This is a genomic window from Burkholderia guangdongensis, from assembly GCF_013403875.1.
In the GTDB taxonomy this organism is placed as follows: Bacteria; Pseudomonadota; Gammaproteobacteria; order Burkholderiales; family Burkholderiaceae; genus Burkholderia; species Burkholderia guangdongensis.
The window spans coordinates 357,850-383,598 of record NZ_JACBNX010000001.1 but is presented as its reverse complement, the minus strand read 5'-3'; the positions used below and the strand labels follow the sequence as shown (position 1 = coordinate 383,598).

Annotated in this window: 23 protein-coding genes; 13 read left to right on the top strand and 10 right to left on the bottom strand. The window is 67.6% G+C overall.

Translation table 11 applies throughout. The annotated features are described in order from the left end of the window. Positions 1 to 50 precede the first annotated feature (50 nt). On the top strand, positions 51 to 1,016 hold the full coding sequence (locus HZI36_RS01650; RefSeq protein WP_179400862.1) for a LysR family transcriptional regulator: 966 nt from the start codon (positions 51 to 53) through the stop codon (positions 1,014 to 1,016). Here HZI36_RS01650 and HZI36_RS01645 read toward each other — a convergent pair. The 5 genes from HZI36_RS01645 to HZI36_RS01625 form a co-directional block, all read right to left on the bottom strand. Continuing rightward, positions 993 to 2,180 (bottom strand): pyridoxal phosphate-dependent aminotransferase, encoded by a 1,188-nt coding sequence (locus tag HZI36_RS01645; RefSeq protein WP_179400861.1) that lies wholly within the window; start codon positions 2,178 to 2,180, stop codon positions 993 to 995. The two genes, HZI36_RS01650 and HZI36_RS01645, sit on opposite strands and share 24 nt — an antisense overlap. A 47-nt stretch (positions 2,181 to 2,227) precedes the next feature. Continuing rightward, complete coding sequence (locus tag HZI36_RS01640) at positions 2,228 to 2,923, bottom strand: ABC transporter permease (protein WP_179400860.1); 696 nt, start codon at positions 2,921 to 2,923, stop codon at positions 2,228 to 2,230. 44 nt (positions 2,924 to 2,967) lie between these two features. Further along, positions 2,968 to 3,684 carry an ABC transporter permease gene (locus HZI36_RS01635; protein ID WP_179400859.1) on the bottom strand — a complete coding sequence of 239 codons (717 nt, stop codon included), beginning with the start codon at positions 3,682 to 3,684 and terminating at the stop codon, positions 2,968 to 2,970. Positions 3,685 to 3,715: 31 nt separating this feature from the next. Further along, a complete protein-coding gene (locus tag HZI36_RS01630; RefSeq protein ID WP_179400858.1) occupies positions 3,716 to 4,513 on the bottom strand; it encodes a transporter substrate-binding domain-containing protein in 798 nt (265 codons plus the stop codon). 87 nt (positions 4,514 to 4,600) lie between these two features. Beyond that, positions 4,601 to 5,386, bottom strand: coding sequence for an ABC transporter ATP-binding protein (locus HZI36_RS01625; RefSeq protein WP_425485188.1), 786 nt, complete (start codon positions 5,384 to 5,386; stop codon positions 4,601 to 4,603). A 243-nt stretch (positions 5,387 to 5,629) separates the two neighbouring features. On the opposite strand from HZI36_RS01625, the gene HZI36_RS01620 reads away from it, so the two are divergent. Beyond that, a complete protein-coding gene (locus HZI36_RS01620) occupies positions 5,630 to 6,286 on the top strand; it encodes a TetR family transcriptional regulator C-terminal domain-containing protein (RefSeq protein ID WP_343049929.1) in 657 nt (218 codons plus the stop codon). A gap of 95 nt (positions 6,287 to 6,381) precedes the next feature. On the opposite strand, the gene HZI36_RS01615 is transcribed toward HZI36_RS01620, so the two are convergent. Together HZI36_RS01615 and HZI36_RS01610 are read right to left on the bottom strand one after the other, a co-directional pair. After that, on the bottom strand, positions 6,382 to 7,983 hold the full coding sequence (locus HZI36_RS01615; RefSeq protein WP_179400856.1) for a 5-guanidino-2-oxopentanoate decarboxylase: 1,602 nt from the start codon (positions 7,981 to 7,983) through the stop codon (positions 6,382 to 6,384). Between the two features lie 21 nt (positions 7,984 to 8,004). Beyond that, complete coding sequence (locus tag HZI36_RS01610; RefSeq protein WP_179400855.1) at positions 8,005 to 8,718, bottom strand: NAD(P)H-dependent oxidoreductase; 714 nt, start codon at positions 8,716 to 8,718, stop codon at positions 8,005 to 8,007. Positions 8,719 to 8,957: 239 nt separating this feature from the next. Here HZI36_RS01610 and HZI36_RS01605 point away from each other — a divergent pair, with 239 nt between their 5' ends. From HZI36_RS01605 to HZI36_RS01595, 3 genes are read left to right on the top strand one after another with little or no spacing between them, the layout of a single operon-like run. Next, complete coding sequence (locus HZI36_RS01605; RefSeq protein ID WP_246326924.1) at positions 8,958 to 9,752, top strand: enoyl-CoA hydratase/isomerase family protein; 795 nt, start codon at positions 8,958 to 8,960, stop codon at positions 9,750 to 9,752. 3 nt (positions 9,753 to 9,755) lie between these two features. Further along, positions 9,756 to 10,913, top strand: a complete 1,158-nt coding sequence (locus HZI36_RS01600) for an acyl-CoA dehydrogenase family protein (RefSeq protein ID WP_179400854.1) — start codon at positions 9,756 to 9,758, stop codon at positions 10,911 to 10,913. Between the two features lie 54 nt (positions 10,914 to 10,967). Further along, the gene (locus HZI36_RS01595; protein ID WP_179400853.1) at positions 10,968 to 13,094 is read left to right on the top strand and encodes an acetate--CoA ligase family protein; all 2,127 of its coding nucleotides are present in this window, start codon (positions 10,968 to 10,970) and stop codon (positions 13,092 to 13,094) included. A 144-nt stretch (positions 13,095 to 13,238) separates the two neighbouring features. Here HZI36_RS01595 and HZI36_RS01590 read toward each other — a convergent pair whose 3' ends face one another. Next, positions 13,239 to 14,369: a porin gene (locus HZI36_RS01590; RefSeq protein WP_179400852.1), complete on the bottom strand. Its 1,131-nt coding sequence runs from the start codon at positions 14,367 to 14,369 to the stop codon at positions 13,239 to 13,241. Between the two features lie 274 nt (positions 14,370 to 14,643). Between HZI36_RS01590 and HZI36_RS01585 the strand changes: the two genes are divergently transcribed. The 8 genes from HZI36_RS01585 to HZI36_RS01555 all read left to right on the top strand — a co-directional run bounded on the left by HZI36_RS01585 (position 14,644) and on the right by HZI36_RS01555 (position 23,014). Next, complete coding sequence (locus HZI36_RS01585) at positions 14,644 to 15,237, top strand: thioesterase family protein (RefSeq protein ID WP_179400851.1); 594 nt, start codon at positions 14,644 to 14,646, stop codon at positions 15,235 to 15,237. Between the two features lie 229 nt (positions 15,238 to 15,466). After that, a complete protein-coding gene (pdxR, locus tag HZI36_RS01580; protein ID WP_179400850.1) occupies positions 15,467 to 16,993 on the top strand; it encodes a MocR-like pyridoxine biosynthesis transcription factor PdxR in 1,527 nt (508 codons plus the stop codon). Between the two features lie 171 nt (positions 16,994 to 17,164). Beyond that, the gene (locus HZI36_RS01575; RefSeq protein ID WP_179400849.1) at positions 17,165 to 17,566 is read left to right on the top strand and encodes a nuclear transport factor 2 family protein; all 402 of its coding nucleotides are present in this window, start codon (positions 17,165 to 17,167) and stop codon (positions 17,564 to 17,566) included. A gap of 139 nt (positions 17,567 to 17,705) precedes the next feature. Beyond that, a complete protein-coding gene (xsc, locus tag HZI36_RS01570) occupies positions 17,706 to 19,520 on the top strand; it encodes a sulfoacetaldehyde acetyltransferase (RefSeq protein ID WP_179400848.1) in 1,815 nt (604 codons plus the stop codon). Positions 19,521 to 19,643: 123 nt separating this feature from the next. Continuing rightward, a complete protein-coding gene (pta, locus tag HZI36_RS01565) occupies positions 19,644 to 20,681 on the top strand; it encodes a phosphate acetyltransferase (protein WP_179400847.1) in 1,038 nt (345 codons plus the stop codon). Next, complete coding sequence (locus tag HZI36_RS01560) at positions 20,678 to 21,445, top strand: sulfite exporter TauE/SafE family protein (protein WP_179400846.1); 768 nt, start codon at positions 20,678 to 20,680, stop codon at positions 21,443 to 21,445. Before pta ends, HZI36_RS01560 begins: the two co-directional genes overlap by 4 nt. Positions 21,446 to 22,019: 574 nt before the next feature. After that, positions 22,020 to 22,418 carry a DUF3800 domain-containing protein gene (locus HZI36_RS27330; protein ID WP_343049927.1) on the top strand — a complete coding sequence of 133 codons (399 nt, stop codon included), beginning with the start codon at positions 22,020 to 22,022 and terminating at the stop codon, positions 22,416 to 22,418. Next, positions 22,346 to 23,014: a DUF3800 domain-containing protein gene (locus tag HZI36_RS01555; RefSeq protein WP_246326923.1), complete on the top strand. Its 669-nt coding sequence runs from the start codon at positions 22,346 to 22,348 to the stop codon at positions 23,012 to 23,014. The genes HZI36_RS27330 and HZI36_RS01555 overlap by 73 nt, the downstream gene beginning before the upstream one ends. A 1-nt stretch (position 23,015) precedes the next feature. Here HZI36_RS01555 and HZI36_RS01550 read toward each other — a convergent pair whose 3' ends face one another. Both HZI36_RS01550 and HZI36_RS01545 read right to left on the bottom strand, forming a co-directional pair. Further along, positions 23,016 to 24,740 carry a cobaltochelatase CobT-related protein gene (locus HZI36_RS01550; protein WP_179400845.1) on the bottom strand — a complete coding sequence of 575 codons (1,725 nt, stop codon included), beginning with the start codon at positions 24,738 to 24,740 and terminating at the stop codon, positions 23,016 to 23,018. Then, positions 24,737 to 25,735, bottom strand: coding sequence for an AAA family ATPase (locus tag HZI36_RS01545; protein ID WP_179400844.1), 999 nt, complete (start codon positions 25,733 to 25,735; stop codon positions 24,737 to 24,739). The genes HZI36_RS01550 and HZI36_RS01545 overlap by 4 nt, the downstream gene beginning before the upstream one ends. Between the last annotated feature and the right edge of the window lie 14 nt (positions 25,736 to 25,749).

Genomic DNA, 25,749 nt, shown 5'->3' with positions numbered 1-25,749 from the left:
ATAATACGGCTTTCGCCACTCGGGCCCGGCATCACGGGCCGAACCTGCCGATGCAATTCGACGACATCCGGATCTTCGTCGCCACCGTCGAGACCGGCAGCCTGACCGCCGCCGCGGACAAGCTGCTGCTGTCGAAACAGTTCGTCAGCCGCCGCATCATGGCGCTCGAGGCGTCGCTCGGCGTGCGGCTGCTCGTGCGCAACACCCGCAAGCTCGCGATAACCGAGCTCGGCCACGAATTCCATGTGCGCGCGCTGCGCATCCTCGCGGAAATCGAGGACGCCGAGCAGGCGATGTCGGAGAGCCGCACCGCGCTGCGCGGCACGCTGAAGGTGTCGGCGCCGATGTCGTTCGGCGTGAGCCACGTGTCGCCGCTGATCGCCGCGTTCCTCGCCGAGCATCCGGCCGTGCGGCTGAATCTCGAACTCAGCGACCGCCACGTCGACCTGATCGGCGAAGGCTACGACGTCGCGCTGCGGATCGGCCCGCTGCCCGATTCGACGCTGATCGCGCGCCGGATCGGCGGGCTGCGGATGATCGCGTGTGCGAGCCCCGCGTACCTGAGCGCGCATGGCGCGCCGGCGACGCCCGCCGATCTGCATCGGCACGCGTGCCTGCTCTACGGCCAGGAAGGCCGCGCGGGCTGGGAATTCCAGATCGACGGCGCACACCGCACGTTCGACGTGAGCGGGCCGCTCGTCGCGAACAACGGCGACGCGGTGCGCGATGCCGCCGTCGCGGGTCTCGGCATCGCGTTGCTGCCGGAGTTCATCGTCGAGGCGGCGCTGCGCAGCGGCGCGCTCGCGCCGATCCTCGACGCTTACGCGCCGCCACCGCTGCCGCTGAACGCGGTCTATCCACAGCACCGGCAGAGCCAGGCGACGTGCCGCGCGTTCATCGCGTTCGTCGAGGAGCGGCTCGCGGCGCGGCTCGGCCGGGGCGACGAATCACCGCCGGCCGCGGCACCGCGTGATGCCGCGCAACCGCGCCGCTCACGCGGCCTGAAGACCCCCTAAGCTCGCGACGAAGGTCTTGATCCGGTCGCACGCATCGGCCAGCTTCGTTTCGTCGACGACGAAGCCGAACCGCACGAAGCCGGACGCGGTCTCGCCAAACGCGCTCGCATCGAGCAGCGACACCTTCTGCGCCCGGAACAGCTGCCACGTGAATTCGTGCGCGTCGAGCCCGGTGCCGCGCACGTCGATCATCATGAACATGCCCGCTTCCGGCAGCAGGCAGCGCAACCCCGGCGTGTTCGCGAGCCGGCCGTAGACGAGATCGCGCCGGCGGCGATACAGCTCGCGCATGTCGGCGACGATCGCCGCGCGGTTGTCCAGCGCGACGAGCGCCGCCTGCTGGATGAAGCCCGGCTGCCCGTACAGCATGCACAGCGCGAGGCGTTCCGCGTGCTCGGCGAGCTCGACCGGGCCGATCGCCCAGCCGACCCGCCAGCCCGGCATCGCGTGCGATTTCGACAGGCTGCCGATCGTCACCGTGCGCTCGGCCATCCCCGGCAGCGACGCGATGCTGACCATCTCGCGCTCGAACGTCAGCTCCGCGTACACTTCGTCGGACACGACCCACAGATCGTGCTCGCACGCGAGTCGCGCGATTCGCATCAGGTCGTCGCGCGGCATCACGACGCCGGTCGGATTGCACGGCGTCGCGAAGAAAATCGCCTTCGTCCGCGGCGTGACCGCCGCTTCGAGCGCATCGCAATCGAGATGAAAGCCGCGCGACGCGTCGACGGGCACCGGCACCAGCGTCGCGCCGGATGCGCGCACGCTCGCCTCGTAGGTCAGATACATCGGCTCCGGCACGATCACCTCGTCGCCCGCCTCGCACAGGCACAGCGACATCGCGAACAGCGCGTTCTGCGCGCCCGCCGTGACGACCACGTGCTCGGCGCCGACCGCCTGGCCGGTCGCGCGCGCATGCTCGCGCGCGATCGCCGCGCGCAGTTCCGCGCGACCACGTACTTCGCTGTAATGCGTATCGCCGCCACGCAACGCGTCGACCGCGCGCTCGACGATCACGCCGGGCGTCGCGAAATCCGGATCGCCGACGCTCAGAATGATCACCGGCTCGCCCGCCGCCGCCGCGCGCTGTGCGGCGTAATGGATGTCCCAGGCCGACGTGCGCTTGCCGTGCAGGCGCTCGACCAGCTTCGAAAATTTCATGCTCTCTCCTTCTCCCGGCCGCCGCGCGGGCCGCCGGTCCATCATGCTCACTGCGGCATGCGCACCGGCACGCGCCGCTCGAGATAGCCGAACCCGCGCTCGATCACGAACGCGAGCACGACGTAGACGATCGCGATCGCGACCAGCGGTTCGTAAGTATGCAGCGTCTGCGCGCGAATGTAGTTCGCGGCGCCGAGCGCGTCCATCACCGCGACCGTCGACGCGAGCGCGGTCGATTTCAGCAGCATCACGGTTTCGCCGGCGAGCGTCGGCAGCAGGATCTGGATCGCGCGCGGCAGCCACACGCGGCGCACGACCAGCAGCGGCCGCATCCCCATCGCGCGCGCCGCCTCGATCTCGCCCTTCGGCACGCCGCGCAGCCCCGCGCGCAGCACCTCGCCGACGTACGCGCCGACGCTGATCACCAGCGCGAGCGCGACGTACCAGAAGCCGTCGCGCAGGAACGGCCACAGCACGCTTTCACGCAGCATCGGCCAGCCGGCGAACAGCGAGCCGACGCCGTAGTAGATCAGGTAGATCTGCACGAGCAGCGGCGTGCCGCGAATCAGGTCGGTGAAGCCCTTCGCCGTTCGCGCGACGAGCGGATGGCGGGACACGCGCGCGAACGCGACGGCGATCGCGAGCGCGAAGCCGACCACGCCGGACACGACCAGCAGCTTGACGGTGGTCAGCACGCCGATCAGCAGCACCGACGCATACGAAGACAATACGCTCAGATCCATGGCGGGAGTTCCGTTCGCAATCTCGGGGCAATGGGCGGCGGCGCTCAGGACGCCGGCATCCAGCGTCCGAAGCGCCGCTCGATTTCTCGGAACAGCATGCCGGACAGCGTGGTGATCGCGAAGTAGACCGCCGCGACCGTCAGGTAGTAATGCAGGTACTGGCGCGTCGAGCCGGCCGCCTGCTTCGCGGTGTAGAGCAGCTCGTTGTAGCCGACAACGCTGACGAGCGCGCTGTCCTTCACGAGGATCAGCCACAGGTTCGTGAAGCCGGCGAGCGCGTACGGCGCCATCGCGGGCAGCGTCACGCGCCGGAACACGAGGCCCGGCGACGCGCCGAACGCGCGCGCCGCCTCGATCTGCCCATACGGAATCGCGAGAATCGCGCCGCGGATGATCTCGACCGCATACGCGCCCTGCACGATGCCGAGCACGATCACCGCCGCCGCGAAGCCGTTGACCGAGACCGGCCCGATGCCGATCGCGACCATCAGCAGATTGATCGCGTCGGTGCCCGCGTAGTACAGCAGCAGGATCAGCAGCAACTCGGGCACCGCGCGGCAGAGCGTCGTGTAGCCTTGCGCGATGCGCTGCAGCACCCGCACGCCGGACAGCTTCGCCGCCGCGCCGAGGAGCCCGAGCACGATGCCGGCGACGAACGCGCCGAGCGAGATCTCGAGCGTCATCCCCGCGCCGCGCAGCAGCGCGACGCCCCAGCCGTCGGGGTCCATGCCGAGATAGCTGACCCATGCCCAACCGTCCATGCCGCCTCCTCGTCCGTGGATGGCTCGCGCGTCAGTGCGGCCAGAGATCGATCGGGAAATACTTCTTCGAGATTTGCGCGTACTTGCCCGATGCGTGCAGCTGCACGAGCGCCTGGTCGATCTGCTGCTTCAGCGCCGTGTCGTTTTTCCGGATGCCCGCGCCGATGCCGGTGCCGAACGTCACCGGGTCGCGCTTCGCGGTGCCTTCGCCCTTCATTTCGAACGACGAACCATCGCTCGTCTTCAGGAACGCGAGCACCGCGAGCTGGTCGAGATACATCGCGTCGATGCGGCCCGCGACGAGGTCGGCGTTGCAGTCGTCCTGCGTGTTGTAGAGCTGGATCTTCGCGCTGTTGCCGTACGCGAGCTTCAGGAACTCGGCGTTCGTCGTCGAGCCCTGCACGCCGATCACCTTGCCCTTCAGCCCGTCCGGCGAGAACGTGAGCTTCTCGCTCTTCGGCGCGACGAACGTGGCCGGCGTGTCGTAGTACGGACGCGAGAACGCGATCACCTTCTCGCGCTCCGGCGTGATCGTCATCGAGTTGAAGATCACGTCGATCTTGCTGCTGAGCAGTGCCGGAATGATGCCGTCCCACGCGACTTCCTTGATCTCGCACTTCGCCTTCATCTGATCGCACAGCGCGCGGATCAGGTCGGCCTCGAAGCCGCCCCACTGGCCCGACGGGCTCTTCGTCGTGAACGGCGGATAAGGTTCGGCGGCGACGCCGAAGCGCAGCACGTCCTGCGCGGCATGCGCGGGGGCGATCGGCACCAGCGTCGACAGGACGACGCTGATCAGGCAAAGCAGACTGCGAACGATGCTCTTCACGGGTTATCTCCTCTCTTTGGGATCATGCGGGCCGGCCGTGCGGGCCGGTCCGGACTTCAGTGATGCTGAACAACACTCGACGACAAATCAGTGACGCTGCTTGTGCGCATTGACGAACTGGCGGCAGCGCTCGCTGCGCGGCGCGTCGAACACTTCGTCCGGCGTGCCGCTTTCCTCGACGCGCCCTTCGTGCAGGAACAGCACCTTGCTCGACACGTCGCGCGCGAACGCCATCTCGTGCGTGACGAGAATCATCGTGCGGCTTTCGGCCGCCAGATTGCGGATCACCTTCAGCACCTCGCCGACCCGCTCCGGATCGAGCGCGGACGTCGGCTCGTCGAACAACATGACTTTCGGCCGCATCGCGAGCGCGCGCGCGATCGCGACGCGCTGCTGCTGGCCACCGGACAGGAAGGCGGGATAAACGTTGCGCTTGTCGGCGAGCCCGACGCGCTCGAGCAGATGCTCCGCGTGCGCGATCGCCTCCGCGCGCGGTTCGCGCAGCACGTGCACCGGCATCTCGATCACGTTTTCGAGCACCGTGCGGTGCGCCCACAGATTGAAGCTCTGGAAGACCATGCCGAGCCGCGTGCGGATGCGCTCGACCTGGCGAGGGTCGCGCGCGACCGTGCGGCCCTTGCGATCGACCTTCAGCGCGATCTCCTCACCATCGACGACGATCCGGCCGCGCGTCGGCGTCTCCAGCAGATTGATGCAGCGAAGCAGCGTGCTCTTGCCCGACCCGCTCGCGCCGATCAGCGAGATCACCTCGCCTTCGCGCGCCGTCAGCGACACGCCCTTCAACACTTCCAGCTCGCCGAAGTGCTTGTGCAGATCGGTTACCTGCACCCGTTCGTCCACGGTCGCCTTCACGCCATCCACCCGTGCCAACATGCCGTCTCCTGGATTCCACGTGTGTCGTCCACGTGTGCTGTTGAATGGTCGATCAACCTGATATCGGGATCCGAGTATAGGTCCTGTTGAACGCTTGCTCAACAAATTTCAAAATTAAGCGCGTTGTGCGGCGAGGCTTTCAGGGACATTCGCGATGGCAATTGAACGAACGTCCGGCGCTCACATATAATCGGCCGCATGACGATTCTGAAAGGTCATCCCGTGAAAAAAACCTCAGGCACGGCGCCGGCATCGGCGCGCGGCGCCGGCATCCGGGCGGCGCCCGCGGTGCGCCAGCAATCGATCATCGACGCGACGATGCGCTGCATCGCGCGCTACAGCTACTCGGAAACCACGATCGACCGCATCTGCACGGAAGCGAAGGTGTCGCGCGGGCTGATCAACCATCACTTCCAGTCGAAAGACGAGCTGATGGCGCAGACCTACAAACGCCTTGCGGCGGATCTGCTCGACGTGTCGCGCGCGGCGACGGCCGACGCGGCCGGCCCGGAAGAAAAGCTCGACGCGATCATCCGCGTCAGCTTCGCGTCGCCGGTGTTCGCGCCGAAGAACGTGAAGGTATGGCTCGGCTTCTGGAGCGTCGCGCATAGCGACCCGGTGATCCGCAAGGCGCACAAGGAGTTGTATGCGGGCTATCGGCAGGCGCTGAAGAAGCTGTTCGACCAGATCGCCGACGTGCGCGGCGGCGCCGTCGACAGCGATCTGGCCGCGCTGACGCTGACCGCGGTGATGGACGGCTTCTGGCTCGAGCTCGCGCGCGACCCGACTTCGTTTACGGCCGACGAAGCGCTGCGCGGTTGCCTGAGCGTCGTCGATACGTTTCTGCCGCCCGCGAAGACGCCGCGCAAGCGCGCATAAGCGCATCCAAGCGCATGTGAGTGCGCGCTGGCGCGCGTCGGCGAACCTCCGCGCGCCCCGCCCGATCGCTTCACGCGGGGCGGGGCTCGTCGTTTTCAGGCCGCGCGGATTTCGATCAGATACGGCGCGTCGTGACGTGCCGCCTGCCGCAGCGCATCGCCGATCGGCTCACCCTCTTCGATACGCTGCGCGCCCCAGCCGTACGCACGCGCGATCGCGACGAAATCCGGCGTGTGCAGATCCACGCCGACCGGCTCGACGCCGCGCGCCGTCATCGCCCGCTTGATTTCGCCGTAGCCGCCATTGTTCAGCAGCACGACGATCACGCGCGCGCGGTGCTGAACCGCGGTGCCCAGCTCCGCGAGCGTGTATTGCAGGCCACCGTCGCCGGCGACGCACACGACCGGGCGCGACGCGTCGCCGAGGCTCGCGCCGACCGCCGCGGGCAGCCCGTACCCGAGCGAGCCGAATCCGACCGATGCGTTGAACCAGCTGCGCGGGCGCGCGGCCGCGAACCCGACGTTGCCCGCGTAGACGATGCGCGTCGAATCGCCGACGATCGTCGCGTCCGGCAACGCATCGCGCACGCCGTCGAGCAACGCGAGATCGCGCCGCATCTCGTCGTCGAGCTCGCCGCGCGCGGCCTCGGCGCAGATCGCGGCACGCTCGCGGCCCGCATCACCGCCCGCATCGCCACCCGCATCCGCCCAGATCCGCCGCAACGCACGCAGCGATTCGCCGACGTCGCCGAGCAACGGCAGCGTCGGCATCGCGTTGCGGCAAAGCTGCTGCGGATCGACGTCGATCCTGACGAGCGGCGCCGGCATGCTGAAGCTGCGGTTCGCGTACAGGTCGTAATCGGTCGGCCCGAGTTCGGTGCCGAGCGCGACGATCAGATCGCTGTCGCGCATCAGCGCGCGCACCGCATCGCCCGATGCGGACCACGAAATACCGAGCGGATGCCCGGCCGGCAGGATGCCGCGGCCGTTGATCGTCATCACGACCGGCGCGCCGAGCGTTTCCGCCAGCCAGCGCACTTTGCCGGCCGCGCCGAGCGCGCCGCCGCCCGCCAGAATCAACGGCCGGCGCGCGGCGGCCGCGCGTGCGCGCAGCGCCTCGATACCATCGTGCGGCGCCGGACCGACCGCGATGCGCGGCGGCGCCGAACCCACCGGCGGCAGCGACTGCGCGGACGCGGCCAGCACGTCGAGCGGAATCTCGATGTGCACCGGCCTCGGCCGCGCGCCGGAAAACACCGAGAACGCACGCGCCATCGCCTGCGGCAGCGCATCGGGCTGCAGCACCGTCTGGCTGAACGCGGCGACGTTGCCCGCGAACGCGTGCTGATCCGGCAACTCGTGCAGATGCCCGTTGCCCGAGCCGAGATCGCCGGTCGCGTTCGTGCTCGAGATCACCAGCATCGGAATCGAATCCGCATACGCCTGCGCCATCGACGTCGCGATGTTCGTGATGCCCGGCCCGGTGATCACGAAGCACACGCCGGGCCGGCCGGTCGCGCGCGCGTAGCCGTCGGCCATGAAGCCGAGCCCCTGTTCGTGGCGCGCGCTCACATGGCGCAGCCCGCTCGCTGCCACGCCCCGGTACAGCTCGATCGTATGGACGCCGGGAATGCCGAACACGGTGTCGACGCCATACGCGGCCAGCAGTTCGACGAGGTACATGCCCACTGTTTTCATGTGTTTCGTTCCATTGTTCATTCAAATTGCCACGCGCTCGCGCGGCCGCATCTCGCCGTCGAAATCGTCGAGCGTCGGGAACGGCAGCGGCGCGACGCGATCGAGCTGCGTCAGATACTCGCCGTAGCGATCGAGCATTGCCGCGCGCGCCTGATCGCCGATATACGGCACGTGATGCGCGACGAACGACGGCAGCACGTCGAATCCCGCATAGCCGAGCGTGCCGCGCAGCATGTGGCGCATCATCAGATCCATCTCCCCGTGCACGCCGTCGGCGCCGAACATGTAGTCGCGCCCGCCGCAACTGTACGCGAGCAGCGCGCGCTTGCCGCGCATCCCGCCACGATCGTAGAAACGCACGCCGCCGTAAACCTTGCCCGACACCAGCACGCGATCGAGCCACCCTTTCATGATCGCCGGCACCGAGCACCAGTACAGCGGAAAACTCAGGATCAGCAGATCGCACGCGATCAGCTTGTCGAGCTCCGCGGCGATGTCGGGCGCGATCGCGTTCGCCGCGACATTCTCGCGCTGCTCGAGCGCATAGACGAGATAGTCTGGATTACGACGCATGTCGAAATCGGCCGCGCTCGCGACCGGATTCCATTGCATCGCATACAGATCGGAAACCGTCACGTCGTGACCCTGCATCTCGAACGTCCGCACCGCGCGATGCAGCATCGACGACGTGAACGACTTCGGCTCCGGATGCGCGTGAACGATCAGGACTTTCATGATGTTTTTTCTCCGGTGAAACGATGAATCCGGCGGTAGCCTGCGGCACCTGACAGGCGCGAATGCCGCGTCCCGCAACGCTCGCACGAATTTGGTTGAACGTTCATTTAGTAAAATTTATACTATGCCGAAATGCTGCCGGCAAGTGCTGGCAGAAGCGGTGACCGAAGCGGTGACCGAAGCGGCGGCAGACCTGGCGTGCGCATGCGCACGAACGGCACAACCTGAAGGAGACAGCGATGGCCATGAGCGTCGACGACATCCACATCGAACGAAACGGCGGCACTGTGACCGTGCGGCTGAACCGGCCCGCGAAGCGCAATTCGCTCGCGCGCCCGCATCTCGACTTCCTGCGCGAGACGCTCGACGCGCTCGCGAACGACCCCGCCGTGCGCTGTCTCGTGCTGACCGGCACCGGCAGCGCGTTCTGCGCGGGCGCCGACGTCGACGAATGGGCCGAGGCGGAGCGCAACGGCGAGCTCGACACCTATGGCTGGTCCGAGCGCGCGCATGCGTTCGTACAGGCGCTCGCGGCGTTTCCGCGCCCGACGATCGCCGCGCTGAACGGCGCCGCGGTCGGCGCGGGCGCCGACGTCGGCTTCGCGTGCGACTTCCGGATCGCGAGCGAAGCGGCGACGCTGCGCTGCGGCTACATCGGCATGGGCTACAGCCCGGACATGGGCGGCAGCTGGTTCCTGCCGCGCATCGCACGGCCGGACGTCGTGCGCCGCTTCATTTTCCTGAACGAGCGCTGGACCGCGCGCGACGCGTTCGCGGCCGGGCTCGTCACCGACGTCGTCGACGGCGAGCGCTTCGCCGAACACGTCGCGGCGTTCGCCGAGCGGCTCGCGCAAGGGCCGAGCGAAGCGTTCGCCCATACGAAACAGCTGCTCGCGCAATCGCTGACCAACACGCTCGCCGGGCAATTGCGCGACGAGCTCGCGGCCGGCGTCGCGTGCGGGCACAGCGCCGATGGACAGGAAGCCTTGCGCGCGGCCGTCGAAGGACGCGCGCCACATTTTGTCGGGAGATGACTGATGGATTTTTCGCTGACTCACGAGCAGGAGATGCTGGTGTCGTCGCTGCGCCATTTCGTCGAGAAGGAGCTGCAGCCGCACGAATTCGCCGTCGACCGCGCCGATGAAGTGCCGCCCGAATTGGCTGCATCGATCCGGCGCAAGGCGATCGAGCTCGGTTTCTACGCGTTCAACATGCCGGAAAGCGCGGGCGGCGCCGGCCTCGACCACGTGACGCAGGCGCTCGTCGAGCGCGAGCTCGGCCGCACGAGCTGGGCGCTACACGTGTTCGTCGCGCGCCCGAGCAAGATCCTGATGGCGTGCAAGCGCGATCAGATCGAGCGTTATCTGCGGCCGACGGTGCGCGGCGAGCGCGTCGACTGCTTCGCGCTGACGGAACCCGGCGCCGGCTCCGACGCGATGGGCATCCGCACGCGCGCGGTGCGCGACGGCGACGATTACGTGATCAACGGCAGCAAGCACTTCATCAGCCATGCCGACACCGCCGATTACGTGATTCTGTTCGCGGTCACGGGCGAAGAGGAAATCAACGGCCGCAAGCGCAAGCGCGTCACCTGCTTCCTGATCGACAAGGACACGCCCGGCATGACCGTCAGGCGCGGCCCGCACTGCACGAGCCTGCGCGGCTACCACCAGTCCGAGATCTTCCTGTCCGACTGCCGCGTCAGCGCCGCGCAGATTCTCGGCGAAGAGCATCGCGGCTTCGAGCTCGCGAACGAATGGCTGGCCGCCGGGCGCGTGATGGTCGCGGCGAACAACATCGGCCGCGCGCAGCGCGCGTTCGAGATGGCCGCCGAATGGGCGGCCACGCGCCAGCAGTTCGGCAAGCGGATCGGCGAATTCCAGGGCACGTCGTTCAAGCTCGCGGACATGCAGACCGAGATCCGCGCGGCGGAGCTCGTCACGCTCTACACGGCACAGAAGCTCGACAACGGCACGATGACCGACGGCGACGCGGCGCTCGCGAAGCTGCTCGCGACCGAAACGCTCGGACGCGTGACCGATCACGCGGTGCAGATCTACGGCGGGATGGGCCTGATGGACGAGCTGCCGATCGAGCGCTTCTGGCGCGATGCGCGCATCGAGCGCATCTGGGAAGGCACGTCCGAGATTCAGCGGCACATCCTGTCCAAGGAAATCCTCCGTCGCTATAGTTGACGCGAACCGTCGCGCCGGCCTGACCCCGGCGCGGCTCTCGAAAGGACACTTCTAATGACTTCCACCCCCGCCGCCCGGGGCGGCGCCGCCGCGTCGGCCAATCTGCGACGCCTGCTCGATCCGGCCAGCATCGCGTTCGTCGGCGGCCGCGCGATCGCCGGCGCCGTGCAGCGCTGCCGCGACTTCGGCTTCGCCGGCGACATCTGGCTCGTCAATCCCGTTCATGCGGAGATCGACGGCGTGCGCTGCCACGCGAGCGTCGCCGATCTGCCCGCCGCGCCCGACGCGGTATTCGTCGCGGTGCCCGCGCGCCAGGCGATCGACGTCGTGCGCGCGCTCGCGGCGCGCGGCGCCGGCGGCGCGATCGTGTACGCATCGGGCTTCTCCGAAACCGGCGAGGACGGCGCCGCGCTGCAGGATGCGCTGCTCAACGCGGCCGGCGACATGGCCGTGCTCGGGCCGAACTGCTACGGGCTGATCAACGGCCTGATAGGCTGCGCGCTGTGGCCAGTCGCGCACGGCGCGCCGCGCGTCGGATCCGGCGTGGCCGTGATCACGCAGAGCGGCAATCTCGCGTACAACCTGTCGATGAGCACGCGCGGCGTGCCGTTCGCGTATCTCGCGAGCGTCGGCAATCAGGCGTCGGTCGACATCGCGCGGTTGATCGATGCGTTCGTCGACGATTCGCGCATCCGCGCGATCGGCGTGCATCTCGAAGGGCTGAAGGACGTTCGCGCATTCAGCGAGGCGGCGACGCGCGCGCTCGCGCGCGGCGTGCCGATCGTCGCGCTGAAGAGCGGCACGTCGACGCTCGGCGCACAGCTCGCGCTCAGCCACACCAGCTCGCTCGCCGGCTCGGACACGCTTTACGACGCGCTGTTCCGGCGTCTCGGCGTGATTCGCGCGAAAGATCCGGTCGGCCTCGTCGAAACGCTGAAGCTGCTCGCGATCGGCGGCGTGCCCGCGCGGCGGACGCTGGCCGCGCTCGCGACGTCCGGCGGCGACGCGGGGCTCGTCGCCGATCTCGGCGAAGCGCGCGCGATCGACTTCCCGCCGGTCGGCGACGCGGGCCGCGACGCGCTGCGCGCCGTGCTGCCACCGTACGCGACGATCGCGAACCCGCTCGACTTCACGACGACGCCGTGGGGCAACGCGGACGCGATGCGCGCGTGCTGCGATGCGCTGCTCGCGGCGCGCCCCGGCGCGGCCGCGATGATTCTCGACTATCCGCAGGAAGCGACCGGCGAGCGGCCGGCGTGCGATATCGCCGCGCAAGCGTTTGCCGCATCCGCGCGTCAGCACGGCGTCGTCGGCGCGGTGATCTCGGTGTTTCCCGATCTGACGCCGCCCGACCACGCGGCACGCATGGCCGCGGCCGGCATCGCGCCGCTGCAGGGGCTTGCCGAAGGGATCGACGCGCTCGGCGCGGCGATGACGTACGGCGACACGCGCCGGCGGCTGCTCGACGCGGACTGCATGAGCACGCTGCCGGTGCTGCGCGCGGGCGACGGCCGGCACGGCACGCCGACCCTGCACGACGAATGGGCGAGCAAGCGGATGCTCGCCGAGTATGGGCTCGCGGTGCCGCGTGCCGAATGCGTTTCGCGATCCGAAGCACCGGCCGCCGCCGAGCGGCTCGGCTTTCCGGTGTGCGTGAAGGTCGTCAGCGATCAGTTGCCGCACAAGACCGAAGCCGGCGCGGTCGCGCTGAAGCTGACGTCGGCCGAAGCGGTCGCGCAGGCGGTCGAGCGGATGGCCGCGCAGGTCGCGCGCTACGCGCCGCATGTGACGGTCGACCGGATCCTCGTCGAGCGGATGGCCGATGCGCCGCTGCTCGAGCTGATCGTCGGCGTGAAGCGCGAGCCGAACTTCGGTCTCGCGCTCGTGCTCGGCGCGGGCGGCGTGCTGGTCGAGCTGATTCGCGACACCGCGACGCTGCTGCTGCCGGTGCGCGAGGCCGACGTGCGCGATGCGTTGCTCGGCCTGAAGCTCGGCCCGCTGCTGACCGGCTATCGCGGCCGGCCGGCGGCCGATCTCGACGCGATCGTCGCGAACGTGATGTCGATCGCCCGGTTCGCCGAAGCGCACGCGGACACGCTCGTCGAGCTCGACGTCAATCCGCTGCTCGCGCTGGAGCGCGGCTCGGTCGCGGTCGATGCGCTGATCCGGCTCGACGCTTGATCTCGCCGTGCCCGCGGTGCGCTCACCGTGTGCGCCTGATCTCGCCCCGCACGCGGCGCACACGCCGTGTGCGCACCGCATGCATGCCGCATCGCGGGTCGGCCGGCGCGCATCGTTGCACCGCGCGCCGGCCGCCCGCCTCGATCAGAAGCTGTGCCGCAGGCCGACGCGGGCGAGCGTCTGCGTCTGCGTCGACGACGGCGTGAAGCTGTAGCCGATCACCGCGTCGACGCCTTGCGACGCGCGCATCCAGTCGAGAGCCGCATACGCGTCGGTGTTCTTCGACAGCAGGTAATGCGCACCGAGCGCGACCTCGTGCCAGTGATGGCCCTCGAACGTCGTGTACTGATAGCCGGCGACGAGCGACGCCGGCGTCGTCACCTGATACACGCCGCCCGCCTCGTACACGCGCAGCGTCGACGACTGCCCATAGCCCTTGAACGTCGTGTTGCTGAAGTCGCCGCTCAGCGTCAGATTGCCGAACACGTACGACGCGCCGATCCCGAAGATCGACTGCGAATCCACCGCGAACGCCGACGACGCATTCAGGTCGTTGACCGCCCCCGTCGACGGATCGACGGTCGCGACCGTCTGCCCGAGCATCGTCTTCACGCCGAGCTGCGCGTACGGATCGAGCCCGGCGAGGCCGCGCGGCGAATTGAGGCGCGTATAGTTGCCGCCCGCCGAGAAATCGCCGGCCGTGTAGTTCGCGCCGACGCTCCACGCGCTGCCGTCGCGGAAATCGCCGGCGGTGTTGCTGAACGAATACATCGCGCCGACGACGAGCCCGTGAAACGCGTTGCTGACGAACTTGACCGAGTTCGGCAGGCGATCGCCGCTCTGGCGATCGACGTCGCCGAGATGCACGCCGTAGCCGCTGCCGAACGCGCTGACGTTGAACGCGGCGGTGAAGTCGTACGCGAAGTCGTACTGATTGCCGAAGGTCAGCGTGCCCCAGTCGTTGCCGAGCCCGACGTACGCCTGGCGGCCGAACATCGCGCCGCCCTGGTTCAGCTTGCCGGTGCCGAGCCGGAAGCCGTTCTCGAGCTTGAACACCGCCTTGTTGCCGCCGCCGAGATCCTCGGTGCCCATGAAGCCGACCCGGTTGCCGTACGACACGCCGTCGTCGAACACGAACGCGTGCGCGCCGCCCGTGTTGCTGACGTAGGTGATGCCCGCGTCGATAATCCCGTACAGCGACACGCTGCTCTGTGCATGCGCATAGCCCTGGGCCATCACCGACATCACGCCGGCAAGCAGATAACGCTTCTTCATCTCCGCTGTCTCCTCATTGCATTCGTTCATTCGTTGTTCGATCGACGCCGCATGCGGATGCCGTGCATCGGCACGACGGCGCCGGCGAGTATAAATTTTGTTGAATGAATGTTCAATCGATTTGAACGCAAGGCGCGTGAGAAGCCGAATCCGGATCGGTGTTTACTTGGATGGACCGTTGAAAAAGCGTTCAACCCGCACTACCATCGTGCGGAGTTCGCGCGCACGTGCGCGCGCCTGGTGTTCGAACACGACGAATCATGGAGAGCCCAGCATGACGAACCGCCCCGTCAACGCCGCCGCACCCTGGCTACGCTCGCCATACGAAGGACAGAAGTCGCTTCCGTACGATCCGGATGCGCCGATCGCGACGCCGCTCGAGCTGCATCGCTGCGTCGTGCGCCCCGAATGGGTCGACTACAACGGGCACATGAGCGAGTCGTGCTACCTGATCGTGTTCGGCGACGACAGCGACGCGTTCTTCCGCTATTTCGGCGTCGACGACGACTATCGCGACCGCGGCTTCTCGATGTTCACGTCGGAGACGCACATGCGGCATCTGCATGAAACGATGCTCGGCCAGCCGTTGCGGCTCACGTTGCGCCTGCTCGACGTCGACGACCGGCGCATTCACGTGTTTCATTCGATGTATCACGCCGACAACGGCACGCCGCTCGCGACCGCCGAGCAGTTGCTGACGCACGTCGACCTGAACGCGCAACGCTCGGCGCCGTTTCCCGAGGCGATGCGGCGCCATCTCGACGCGATCCACGCGGCGCACGCGCGCGCGCCGCACGAGCCGAACGCCGGCCGCTCGATCGCGATCCGCCGCCCCGGCCGCGCGCCGGATGAGGCCGCGTCGCGCTAAGCGCCGGCGACATCCATCCCACCTCACCCGACCGGGATTTTTCCCGATCGTCCGGGCGCACGGAATGCGAGTATCGTGTCAACACGGTATCCGCCAGTAGTGCCAGACGGCACCATTCGTTGAGTCCACATCGACGGTCCCCGACGCGGGTTTTCTCGCGTTACCATCGCCCACCCACGGGCACGCGCGCGCCCGCGTCGCGCACCCCGGACCGATCAAAGGAGGAAACATGCCGAGCCGACCCTCGACCGCCTTATGGGCCCAGCAGTTCAGGCGGTCGCCGGATTCGAAGGTGAGCCTGCAGGACCAGATCCGGCAGATGCTCGTCGCGGCGATTCTCGACGGGCAGCTTCCGCCCGACGCCGCGCTGCCGTCCAGCCGCGAGCTTGCCGACCAGCTCGGCGTCGCGCGCAACACGGTCGTGCTCGCGTATCAACTGCTCGTCGAGGAAGGCTATCTGCTCTCGCGCGAGCGCAGCGGCCACTTCGTGAATCCGCAGATGCTCGAAGGGCTGCGCGGCTTCGCGGCCGCGCAGCCGTCTTCCGCGGACGACGACACCGACGCGCCCGCGCGCCCCGCGTGGCAAAAGCGGATCACGCGCCCGCCGTCGACCCAGCGCAATATCGTGAAGCCCGCGAATTGGCAGAACTACGAATTTCCGTTCATCTACGGCCAGTTCGACCAGACGCTGTTCCCGATCAACGACTGGCGCGAGTGCTGCATGAAGGCGCTGTCGGTCATGGAGATCCGCAACTGGGCGCCGGACCTGATCGAGCGCGACGACGAATCGCTGATCCAGCAGATCCGCACGCGCGTGCTGCCCCGGCGCGGCGTGTTCGCGATGCCGGACGAGATCGTCGTCACGATCGGCTGCCAGCAGGCGCTGTACCTGATCGCCGACCTGCTGTGCAGCAAGGACACGACGGTCGGCTTCGAGAATCCCGGCTATCCGGACGCGCGCAACATCTTCGAGAACCGCAGCGCGCAACTGCAGCCGCTGCCGGTCGACGGGCAAGGCATCGATCCGGAGCGCGAGCGCGCGCGGCTCGCGCGCTGCGACTACGTGTACGTGACGCCGAGCCACCAATGCCCGACGACCGCGACGATGCCCATCGAGCGCCGCCGCACGCTGCTCGAGTTGGCGCAGCAGCACGATTTCGTGATCATCGAGGACGATTACGAAAGCGAGAACACGTTCTCGGGCACGCCGCATCCGGCGCTGAAGAGCCTCGACACCGCGGACCGCGTAATCTACGTCGGCAGCCTGTCGAAGACGTTCGCGCCGGGGCTGCGGCTCGGCTACGTGGTCGGGCCGAGCGAGCTGATCCGCGAGCTGCGCGCGCTGCGGCGGCTGATGGTGCGCCATCCGGTGTCGTACATCCAGCGCTCGTTCGCGACGTTCCTCGCGCTCGGCCATCACGACGCGCTGCTGCGCCGGCTCGCGCATGCGTACAAGGAGCGCTCGCAGGCGCTGATGGCCGCGCTCGACGCGCACCTGCCCGACGCGCGCTACGTGCCGGTGTCGGGCGGCGCGTCGTGCTGGGTCGAGGGCCCGCCGTGGCTCGACGCGACGCGGCTCGCGGAACAGGCGCAGGACGCCGGCATCCTGATCGAGCGCGGCGACGTGTTCTTCATCGGCGACGCCGATGCGCGGCGCTGCTTCCGGATGGGCTTTTCGGCGATCAAGCTCGACAAGATCGAGCCGGGCGTGCGGGCGCTCGCGGAACTCGTGCGGGCGCAGCGACCGGCTGCTTAGGCTCGCCGCCCCCGGCGGCGAGCCCCGCGCCACAAGCCTCCCCGCTGGCCCAAGCGAAACCTCCGAACTGGCGCTACCACCTCCGTCGGGCGATCACTAACGTGTCGTTATAGGGTCCGCGCGCACGATCGGCGCGACGCGGCACCTCCGCCCATCCGACAGGAGATACGCATGGTAGACACGCTCACCGACAAGACCGTCACGGCCGACACGCTCGCCGCCTTTTCCGACGCCTTCAACCGTCACGACGCCGACGCGCTGATGACGTTCATGACCGAAGACTGCGTGTTCGACGCGGCCGGTGGCCCCGACGTGCACGGCACGCGCTTCGTCGGCCGCGATGCGGTGCGCGCCGCGTTCGAGGCGGTGTTCAAGACGTTCCCGAACGCGCACTGGGGCCAGGGCCGGCATTACGTCGTGGGGGATCGCGGCGTGTCCGAATGGGTGTTCACCGGCACGCACGCGGAAGGCTGGCGCATCGAGGCCGAAGGCTGCGACCTGTTCGAGTTCCGCGACGGCCTGATCGCCGTGAAGCGCGCGTTCCGCAAGGAGCGCCCGAAGCTGCCGGCCTGATACACCTCGCAGATTTGAAACGATTCACTCCATTTCATTCCACTTTAGCCAGATAAACGCGGAACACCTTGATCCTGATTCGCCGATGAATCATATTTCGGAACAAGATGTTCCGTTAATCAACACCCGGAGACACCCCATGAGCGATCAATCCACCACCAAGACGACGACGAGCGGCCCGCAGGACATGACGCCGTCCGAGGCGTTCGTCGAGACCCTAGCGGCCAACGGCGTGACCGAGATGTTCGGCATCATGGGCTCCGCGTTCATGGACGCGATGGACATCTTCGCGCCCGCCGGCATTCGTCTGATCCCGGTCGTGCACGAGCAGGGCGCCGGCCACATGGCCGACGGCTATGCGCGCGTGTCGGGCCGCCACGGCGTCGTGATCGGCCAGAACGGCCCCGGCATCAGCAACTGCGTGACCGCGATCGCGGCCGCGTACTGGGCGCACAGCCCGGTCGTGATCGTGACGCCGGAAGCGGGCACGATGGGCATCGGCCTCGGCGGCTTCCAGGAAGCGAACCAGCTGCCGATGTTCCAGGAATTCACGAAATACCAGGGCCACGTCACGCACCCGGCGCGGATGGCCGAATTCACCGCGCGCTGCTTCGACCGCGCGCAGGCCGAGATGGGCCCGACGCAGCTCAACATCCCGCGCGACTACTTCTACGGCAAGGTCAAGGTCGAGATTCCGCAACCGCGCAAGCTCGACCGCGGCGCCGGCGGCGAGCAGAGCCTGAACGATGCGGCCGAGCTGATCGCGCAGGCGAAGTTCCCGGTGATCATCTCGGGCGGCGGCGTCGTGATGGCCGACGCGATCGACGAATGCAAGGCGCTCGCCGAGCGTCTCGGCGCGCCGGTCGTGAACAGCTACCTGCACAACGACTCGTTCCCGGCGAACCATCCGCTGTGGTGCGGCCCGCTCGGCTATCAGGGCTCGAAGGCCGCGATGAAGCTGCTGTCGCGCGCGGACGTCGTGATCGCGCTCGGCTCGCGCCTCGGGCCGTTCGGCACGCTGCCGCAGCACGGGATGGACTACTGGCCGAAGGACGCGAAGATCATCCAGATCGACGCCGACCACAAGATGCTCGGCCTCGTGAAGAAAATCTCGGTCGGCATCTGCGGCGACGCGAAGGCCGCCGCGGTCGCGCTCACGCAGCGCCTCGCGGACCGCACGCTCGCGTGCGATGCGACGCGCACCGAACGCGCGGACCAGATCGCATCCGAGAAGGCCGCGTGGGAGAAGGAGCTCGACGAGTGGACGCACGAGCGCGACCCGTACAGCCTCGACATGATCGAAGAGCAGTCGCACGAGCGCCCGTTCAGCGGCGGCAGCTATCTGCATCCGCGCCAGGTGCTGCGCGAGCTCGAGAAGGCGATGCCGGACGACGTGATGGTGTCGACCGACATCGGCAACATCAACTCGGTCGCGAACAGCTACCTGCGCTTCAACAAGCCGCGCAGCTTCTTCGCCGCGATGAGCTGGGGCAACTGCGGCTACGCGTTCCCGACGATCATCGGCGCGAAGGTCGCGGCGCCGCACCGTCCGGCGGTGTCGTACGCGGGCGACGGCGCGTGGGGGATGAGCCTGATGGAGACGATGACCTGCGTGCGCCACAACATCCCGGTCACCGCGGTCGTGTTCCACAACCGTCAGTGGGGTGCGGAGAAGAAGAACCAGGTCGACTTCTACAACCGCCGCTTCGTCGCGGGCGAGCTCGACAACCAGAGCTTCGCGGCGATCGCGAAGGCGATGGGCGCTGAAGGGATCGTCGTCGACAAGCTCGAGGACGTCGGCCCGGCGCTGAAGAAGGCGATCGATCTGCAGATGAATCAGGGCAAGACGACGATCATCGAGATCATGTGCACGCGCGAGCTCGGCGATCCGTTCCGCCGCGACGCACTGAGCAAGCCGGTGCGCACGCTCGCCAAGTACAAGGACTACGTCTGATGCTGTAGCCTTGACGACCCGCTCCGCCGACGCGCTCCCCCCGTGCGCGCCGGTGGCCGGCCGGACGCGAATTCCCCGCCGCGTCCGGCTTTTTTTCCTTGGCGGCCGAGAACGAGAAAAGTCATGAAAGCCCTGAACCGCATCATCGAATCGGCGCGCCAGTCGCCGATGCGCATCGCGCTCTGCGAGGCCGACGACGCGCGCGTGCTGGAGGCGGCGCGGCGCGCCGCGCGCGAAGGCATCGCGCGCATCGTGCTCGTCGGCGATGCCGCGTCGATCCACGCGGCCGCGGCGCGCGACGGCGTCGATCTCGCCGGGATGGAGCTGATCGACCCGGCGACGTCCGCGTCGCGCGACGCGTACGCGAGCGCGCTCCATGCGCTGCGCGCGAAGAAAGGGATGACGGCCGACGCCGCGCGCGAAGCCGTGCGGGATCCGCTCACCTACGCAAACCTGATGGTGCGGCTCGGCGACGCAGACGGCTCCGTCGCGGGTGCGGTACACGCGACCGCCGACGTGGTCCGCACCGCGATCCAGATCATCGGTATCGATCCGTCGTTCAAGCTCGTGTCGAGCTTCTTCCTGATGATGCTCTGCGAGCCGTTCCATACGATGAAAGGCGGGCTGATCTTCTCCGACTGCGCGCTCGTCGTCGATCCGGACGAGCAGCAGCTTGCCGAGATCGCGATGGCCGCGGCGGACAGCGCCCAAAGCCTGCTGATCGACGAGACGCCGCGGGTGGCGATGCTGTCGTTCTCGACGAGCGGCAGCGCGCATCACGCGGCCGTCGACAAGGTCGTGCACGCGACGCAGATCGTGCAGGCGCAGCGCCCGGCCCTGCTGATCGACGGCGACGTGCAGCTCGACGCGGCGATCGTGGCCGAGATCGCCGATCGCAAGATCCCGCATTCCCACGTGCACGGCCATGCGAACGTGCTCGTGTTTCCGAATCTGGACGCCGGCAACATCGGCTACAAGCTCGCCGAGCGGATCGGCCGCGCGAAGGCGATCGGGCCGCTGCTGCAGGGGCTCGCGAAGCCGGCGAACGATCTGTCGCGCGGCTGCAGCGCCGACGACATCTATCACGTGATCGCGGTGACGACCGTGCAGGCGCAGGCCGCCGCGCGTCGCGCGGGCGCGTCCTCCGCGACGCCGGCATGACGGGCGAAAAACTCGCGGTGCTCGTCGCGGTGATGGGCGCGGCCAGCTATTTTCAGACGATCACCGGCTTCGGCCTCGGGATGATCGTGATGGGCGCGTCGAGCGGGTTCGGGCTCGCGCCGGTCGCGACGGTCGCGACGCTGCTGAGCCTCGTGACGCTCGCGAACAGCGCGGCCGCGCTGCCGGGCAAGCTGCATCACATCGACTGGCGCGCGGTCGGCGCGGCGACGGTCGGCGTGCTGCCGTCGGTCGTCGTCGGCGTGCTGCTGCTCGAATACCTGAACCGATCCGCGTCGGGCCTGCTGCAACTGCTGCTCGGCGCGGTCGTGATGTACGGCGGGCTGTCCGCCGCGCTGCGTCCCGCGCCGCTCCCGCAGCGCTCGGGCGACCGCAGCTTCTTCGTGAGCGGCGTGTGCGGCGGATTGCTGAGCGGCATGTTCGGCGTGTCCGGGCCGCCGCTGATCTTCCAGTTCTACCGGCAGCCGCTGACGGTCACGCAGATCCGCTGCGCGCTGATCCTGATCTTCACGGTGACGTCGGCGACGCGCGTGGTTTGCAGCGCCTATGAAGGCCAGCTCGGCGCCGAGACCTGGACGCTCGCCGCGTGCGGCGCGCCGGTCGTGGTGCTGATGACGGTCGCCGCGCGGCATTTTCCGCCGCCGCTGTCGGCGATCGCGACAAGAAGGTTAGCTTTCGGGGTGCTGATGGGGATCGGGGTTTATCTGATGTCGGCGGCGGTGCTGCATTTGGTGCACGCGCGCTGAATTTCCCCGCGGGCAACGTTCAGACGCCGGCGCATGGAGTTCAGACGGCGACGCGCGGAGCTTTGCCCGCGGTGCTCGAACCGCTGCGGTCGGTGCATGCAGATCAGGCCTCGAGACTCGGGCCTCTGACCTTCAATCGCGAGAGTTTACTTCCGAGCACGGGCCTCCGACCTCCGGGTACACGACGGTTTGACCTCGGCACACGGGCCTCGGACCGCGGCGCACGGGTCTCTGACATTCGTGCGCGAGGGTCAACCTCGGCGCACCGGCCTTCGACCTCCGTCTGTATGAGGGTTTGATCTCGGCGCGCGAGTCTCTGGTCTTCGTGTGCGAGGGTTTGATCTCGGCGTGCGAGTCTTCGGCCTTCATGCGCGGGAGTTTGACCTCGGTGTGCGGACCTCGGACCTTCGTGCGCCACCGTCTTCAACTCCCGGTGGCGCGGGTGTTCGCGCCATCCATATCTCCTTCGGCTTCCTACGTTGCCATTTGATGCGGCAAAACGGCACGCCAAAATTTGCATCAGCGAAATTGACAACAGGAAAGTGCCCGGTTACGCTACGCGAACGATTAGGCAATGCCTGAATCGCTCGTCGAACGGGGAAACCTGGCGACAAATACGGCCTCAGGCCGCCAAACAGCCGCTTTAGCGGCTGTTTTCATTTGGACGGATGGAAACCTCGTGCCATACATCTGCTACATCGACGAGGCGGGCTGTAGCGCTGCTTTGCCAGCCAAGAAAACAAACATTCAGCCGTTGCTCGTGATTGCGGGATTGATCGTCCAACAGGACGCACTCGCCGACATCACACGCGAGTTTCTCGCATTGAAGCGCAAATACTTCCCCGGGTCGTTTACTTCAGGTCATTTATTCGAAAACACGCCCACAACGCCCGCACCCAGTTGCGATTCATCGACGAGATGCTCGAGGTGCTTGAGAAGTATGAATGCCGAATTTTGGCAGACATTTGGGTAAAGGGAGTAGCCGTGCCGTTCAAGGCGCGCGCAACCTATACACAGTCTGTCCAGCACGCATGTCGATCGTTCCAGGCGTTCCTGGAGAGCAAGAATTCCAACGGATTCATGGTCGCTGACTTCAGAACGACGCAACTCAATGACCAAGTTGCCCATTCGATCTTCACGCAAAAGTACCGGGCGAAGGGTGATCCGTTCGGACGCATTCTCGAACTTCCGACGTTCGGCGTAAGCAACAATCACGCAGGCCTCCAGATCACTGATGTCTTGTGCTCCGCAATGCTGTTTCCGATGGCGTCGTCCGTCTACTGCTTTGGGCATGTAACAGGCGTCCATGTAAATGGTCGCGATCTTGTCGTGCGGCGTCGCTACGCCCGGCGTCTTAAGAATCTGCAATTCAAGGTGGGCGGTTACTGGAGCGTGTGGGTATCGGACAAACATAAGAAGCGCTCATCAGCCGAGCTTTTCGTGGCGCCACCGTTTGCTGCCAGGCCGCCGGCAAGGTCGGAGCACGCAATGGCCGCGAAGCCTGGTGCTCCGACGGGCAGTTGCGGGTGCAAACCACTTAACGATCCGGAAGCGGTATCGGATGCATAGTCTACCGCCGCGCCCCAACCCACCGCGCGATCTCGATCAGCCGCTTCATATCCGGCGGCGCGGACAGATCGATCGCGAGCCGATGCCGATAATACGGCCCGAGATCGAGCCCGACGCCGAGCCCGAGAATCTCGACGTCGCGCATCGTTTCGTGCCGCGCGACGACCTGCTTCAGATGATTATCGAGGTAATACGGATCGTTCGCGAGGCTCGTAGCACCATCCATCGGGCTGCCGTCCGAGATCACGACGACGATCCTGCGCGCCGCATCGCGCGCGGCGATGCGCGCACAGGCCCACTCGAGCGCCTCCCCATCGACACCCTCGCGAAACAGATCCGCCTTGAACAGCGCCGCGATATCCGCGCGAGCACCACGCCAGCGCGTCGTCGCATCCTTGAACACCATATGACACAGCTCGTTGAGCCTTCCCGGATGCTTCGGCCGGCCCCGCGCAAGCCAATCGAGCTGCGCGCGCCCGCCGTTCCATGCACCCGTCGTATAGCCAAGCACCTCGGTCTCCAGCCCCGCCTCATCCCCCGCGCGCACGAGCGTGTCGATCATCACCGCCGCCGCGTCGATATACGCCTTCATCGACCCCGAGCAATCGATCAGAAACGTCAGCACGCAGTCCGCGCGCGGCCGGATCCGTTCTAGCCGGAACAGCCGCCGCTCGGCCGGCGAGGTAACGAGCTGCGCGAGCCGCCGCCCGTCGATGCGGCCGTGCTCCTCGCCGAACGACCAGCCATCGTTCTGCGGAATCACGAGCGCATCGCGCAGCACGCGCGCGAGCCGCGCGACGTTGATTCCGCGCGCGGCGATCCGCGCGTCGAGCCGCTCGCGGTACGTGCGCAGCAGCGCCGCGCGAACCATCGTGCCCGGGCGAATCTCCCGGTCATAGCGCGTCGTATACGCGCGATAACCGTCAGCCGACGCTTGCAGCACCGCGCTGTCCCCGCTCTGCGCGAGCGCGGGCATCTCCCAGCCGTCTTCGTCGTCGAAATCGACCCACAGCGAAAACGACGTCAGCGCCGCGTCCTGCTCGCGCGCGTTCTGCGTATCGACTTCGTTGAACGCCGCGCGCTCGTCCCGGATCATCGCCGCGATCCGTCGCGCGAGCGCGAGCGCATGCTCCGCGAACGCGCGCTGATCGGCACGGCAGCGCCGCATCCCGGCCAGCTCGACGCCGATCGCCGGCACGATCGCCGCGCGCGACGCTTCGATCAGGTCCTCGGTTTCCTCGAGCACCGGCCAGCCGGTCAAGCGCGACCAGGCGATCTGCGCGACCGTATAAATCAGGATGCCGATCTGACTGTCGACGAGCCCCGAGCGGCAAAACGCGCGCGACCACGCCTCGAAGCGATGCCGCAGGTTCTGCGCGAGGCCCGGCATCCCGGCCGGCGCGAGCGATTCGCAGCGCAGTTGCTCGAGCATCTCGAACAGCACGCGCTCGACCGGATCGTCACCGGACAGCGCACGATGCAACGCGGCGTCGGAATGGACGACGCGCAGCGCGACACCATCGGCCGCGCCGCGCAGCGACATGAAATCGTCGGTGGCCGCGTCGGCACGCAGATGCGGCGCATGAATCGGCAGCGGCCGCAGCTCGCGGCACACGCGGCCCGCGCGGTAATGCAGCGCTGCGTCGCCGGTCAGCGCGCGCACCGCGGCCGCGCACAGCGTTTCGCGCTGCGACGCGAGCCGGGCCGCGTCGCGGTCAGTGCTCACCGGCCGGCTCCGCGCGCGTCGCCCGCTCCGCCGTCACGCGGCGGCGCCGTTTCGAGTTCCGTGCCGAAGCAGCGCTGGTAATACTCGGCGACGATCGGCCGCTCGGCCTCGTCGCACTTGTTCAGAAACGTGAGCCGGAACGCGAGCGCCGGATCGCGGAAAATCTGGCAGTTCTCCGCCCAGTTGATCACCGTGCGCGGCGACATCAGCGTCGACAGATCGCCGGTCGCGAAGCCGTTGCGCGTGAGCTCGGCCATGCTGACCATCGATTCGAGCAGCGTGCGGCCCGCGTCGTCGTCGAGCTCCGGCACGCGCGCGCGCACGATGCCGATCTCCTCGTCGCGCGGCAGATAGTTCAGCGTCGCGACGACGTTCCAGCGGTCCATCTGCGCGTGATTGAGCATCTGCGTGCCGTGATACAGCCCGTTCAGATTGCCGAGCCCGATCGTGTTCGCGGTCGCGAACAGCCGGAAGTACGGATGCGGATGAATCACGCGGTTCTGGTCGAGCAGCGTGAACTTGCCGTCGCGCTCGAGTATCCGCTGGATCACGAACATCACGTCCGGGCGGCCCGCGTCGTATTCGTCGAAGATCAGCGCGACCGGCCGCTGCAGCGCCCACGGCACGATCCCTTCCTGGAATTCGGTCACCTGCAGATCGTCGCGCACGACGATCGCGTCCTTGCCGACGAGGTCGAGCCGGCTGATGTGGCCGTCGAGATTCACGCGCACGCACGGCCAGTTCAGCCGCGCGGCAACCTGCTCGATGTGCGTCGACTTGCCGGTGCCGTGCATCCCCTGCACCAGCACGCGGCGGTCGCGCGTGAAGCCGGCCAGGATCGCGAGCGTCACCTCGGGATTGAAGCGGTACGCGTCGTCGACGTCGGGCACGTGGTCGTCGCGCTCGCTGAACGCGGGCACCATCAGGCTCGAATCGATGCCGAACCGCTCGCGGACCGACACCATGCAGTCCGGCTTGCTCATCACGATATCCATCGCACGCTGCTCCT

What these genes read in the sequence shown, in the direction of transcription:
- HZI36_RS01595 (WP_179400853.1), top strand. Translation starts at nt 10,968, where the DNA reads ATGACTTCCACCCCCGCCGCCCGGGGCGGCGCCGCCGCGTCGGCCAAT.
- HZI36_RS01585 (WP_179400851.1), top strand. Translation starts at nt 14,644, where the DNA reads ATGACGAACCGCCCCGTCAACGCCGCCGCACCCTGGCTACGCTCGCCA.
- pdxR (WP_179400850.1), top strand. Translation starts at nt 15,467, where the DNA reads ATGCCGAGCCGACCCTCGACCGCCTTATGGGCCCAGCAGTTCAGGCGG.
- HZI36_RS01590 (WP_179400852.1), bottom strand. Translation starts at nt 14,369, where the DNA reads ATGAAGAAGCGTTATCTGCTTGCCGGCGTGATGTCGGTGATGGCCCAG.
- pta (WP_179400847.1), top strand. Translation starts at nt 19,644, where the DNA reads ATGAAAGCCCTGAACCGCATCATCGAATCGGCGCGCCAGTCGCCGATG.
- HZI36_RS01645 (WP_179400861.1), bottom strand. Translation starts at nt 2,180, where the DNA reads ATGAAATTTTCGAAGCTGGTCGAGCGCCTGCACGGCAAGCGCACGTCG.
- HZI36_RS27330 (WP_343049927.1), top strand. Translation starts at nt 22,020, where the DNA reads ATGCCTGAATCGCTCGTCGAACGGGGAAACCTGGCGACAAATACGGCC.
- HZI36_RS01575 (WP_179400849.1), top strand. Translation starts at nt 17,165, where the DNA reads ATGGTAGACACGCTCACCGACAAGACCGTCACGGCCGACACGCTCGCC.
- HZI36_RS01615 (WP_179400856.1), bottom strand. Translation starts at nt 7,983, where the DNA reads ATGAAAACAGTGGGCATGTACCTCGTCGAACTGCTGGCCGCGTATGGC.
- HZI36_RS01650 (WP_179400862.1), top strand. Translation starts at nt 51, where the DNA reads ATGCAATTCGACGACATCCGGATCTTCGTCGCCACCGTCGAGACCGGC.
- HZI36_RS01640 (WP_179400860.1), bottom strand. Translation starts at nt 2,923, where the DNA reads ATGGATCTGAGCGTATTGTCTTCGTATGCGTCGGTGCTGCTGATCGGC.
- HZI36_RS01635 (WP_179400859.1), bottom strand. Translation starts at nt 3,684, where the DNA reads ATGGACGGTTGGGCATGGGTCAGCTATCTCGGCATGGACCCCGACGGC.
- HZI36_RS01605 (WP_246326924.1), top strand. Translation starts at nt 8,958, where the DNA reads ATGGCCATGAGCGTCGACGACATCCACATCGAACGAAACGGCGGCACT.
- HZI36_RS01560 (WP_179400846.1), top strand. Translation starts at nt 20,678, where the DNA reads ATGACGGGCGAAAAACTCGCGGTGCTCGTCGCGGTGATGGGCGCGGCC.
- HZI36_RS01610 (WP_179400855.1), bottom strand. Translation starts at nt 8,718, where the DNA reads ATGAAAGTCCTGATCGTTCACGCGCATCCGGAGCCGAAGTCGTTCACG.
- HZI36_RS01600 (WP_179400854.1), top strand. Translation starts at nt 9,756, where the DNA reads ATGGATTTTTCGCTGACTCACGAGCAGGAGATGCTGGTGTCGTCGCTG.
- HZI36_RS01545 (WP_179400844.1), bottom strand. Translation starts at nt 25,735, where the DNA reads ATGGATATCGTGATGAGCAAGCCGGACTGCATGGTGTCGGTCCGCGAG.
- xsc (WP_179400848.1), top strand. Translation starts at nt 17,706, where the DNA reads ATGAGCGATCAATCCACCACCAAGACGACGACGAGCGGCCCGCAGGAC.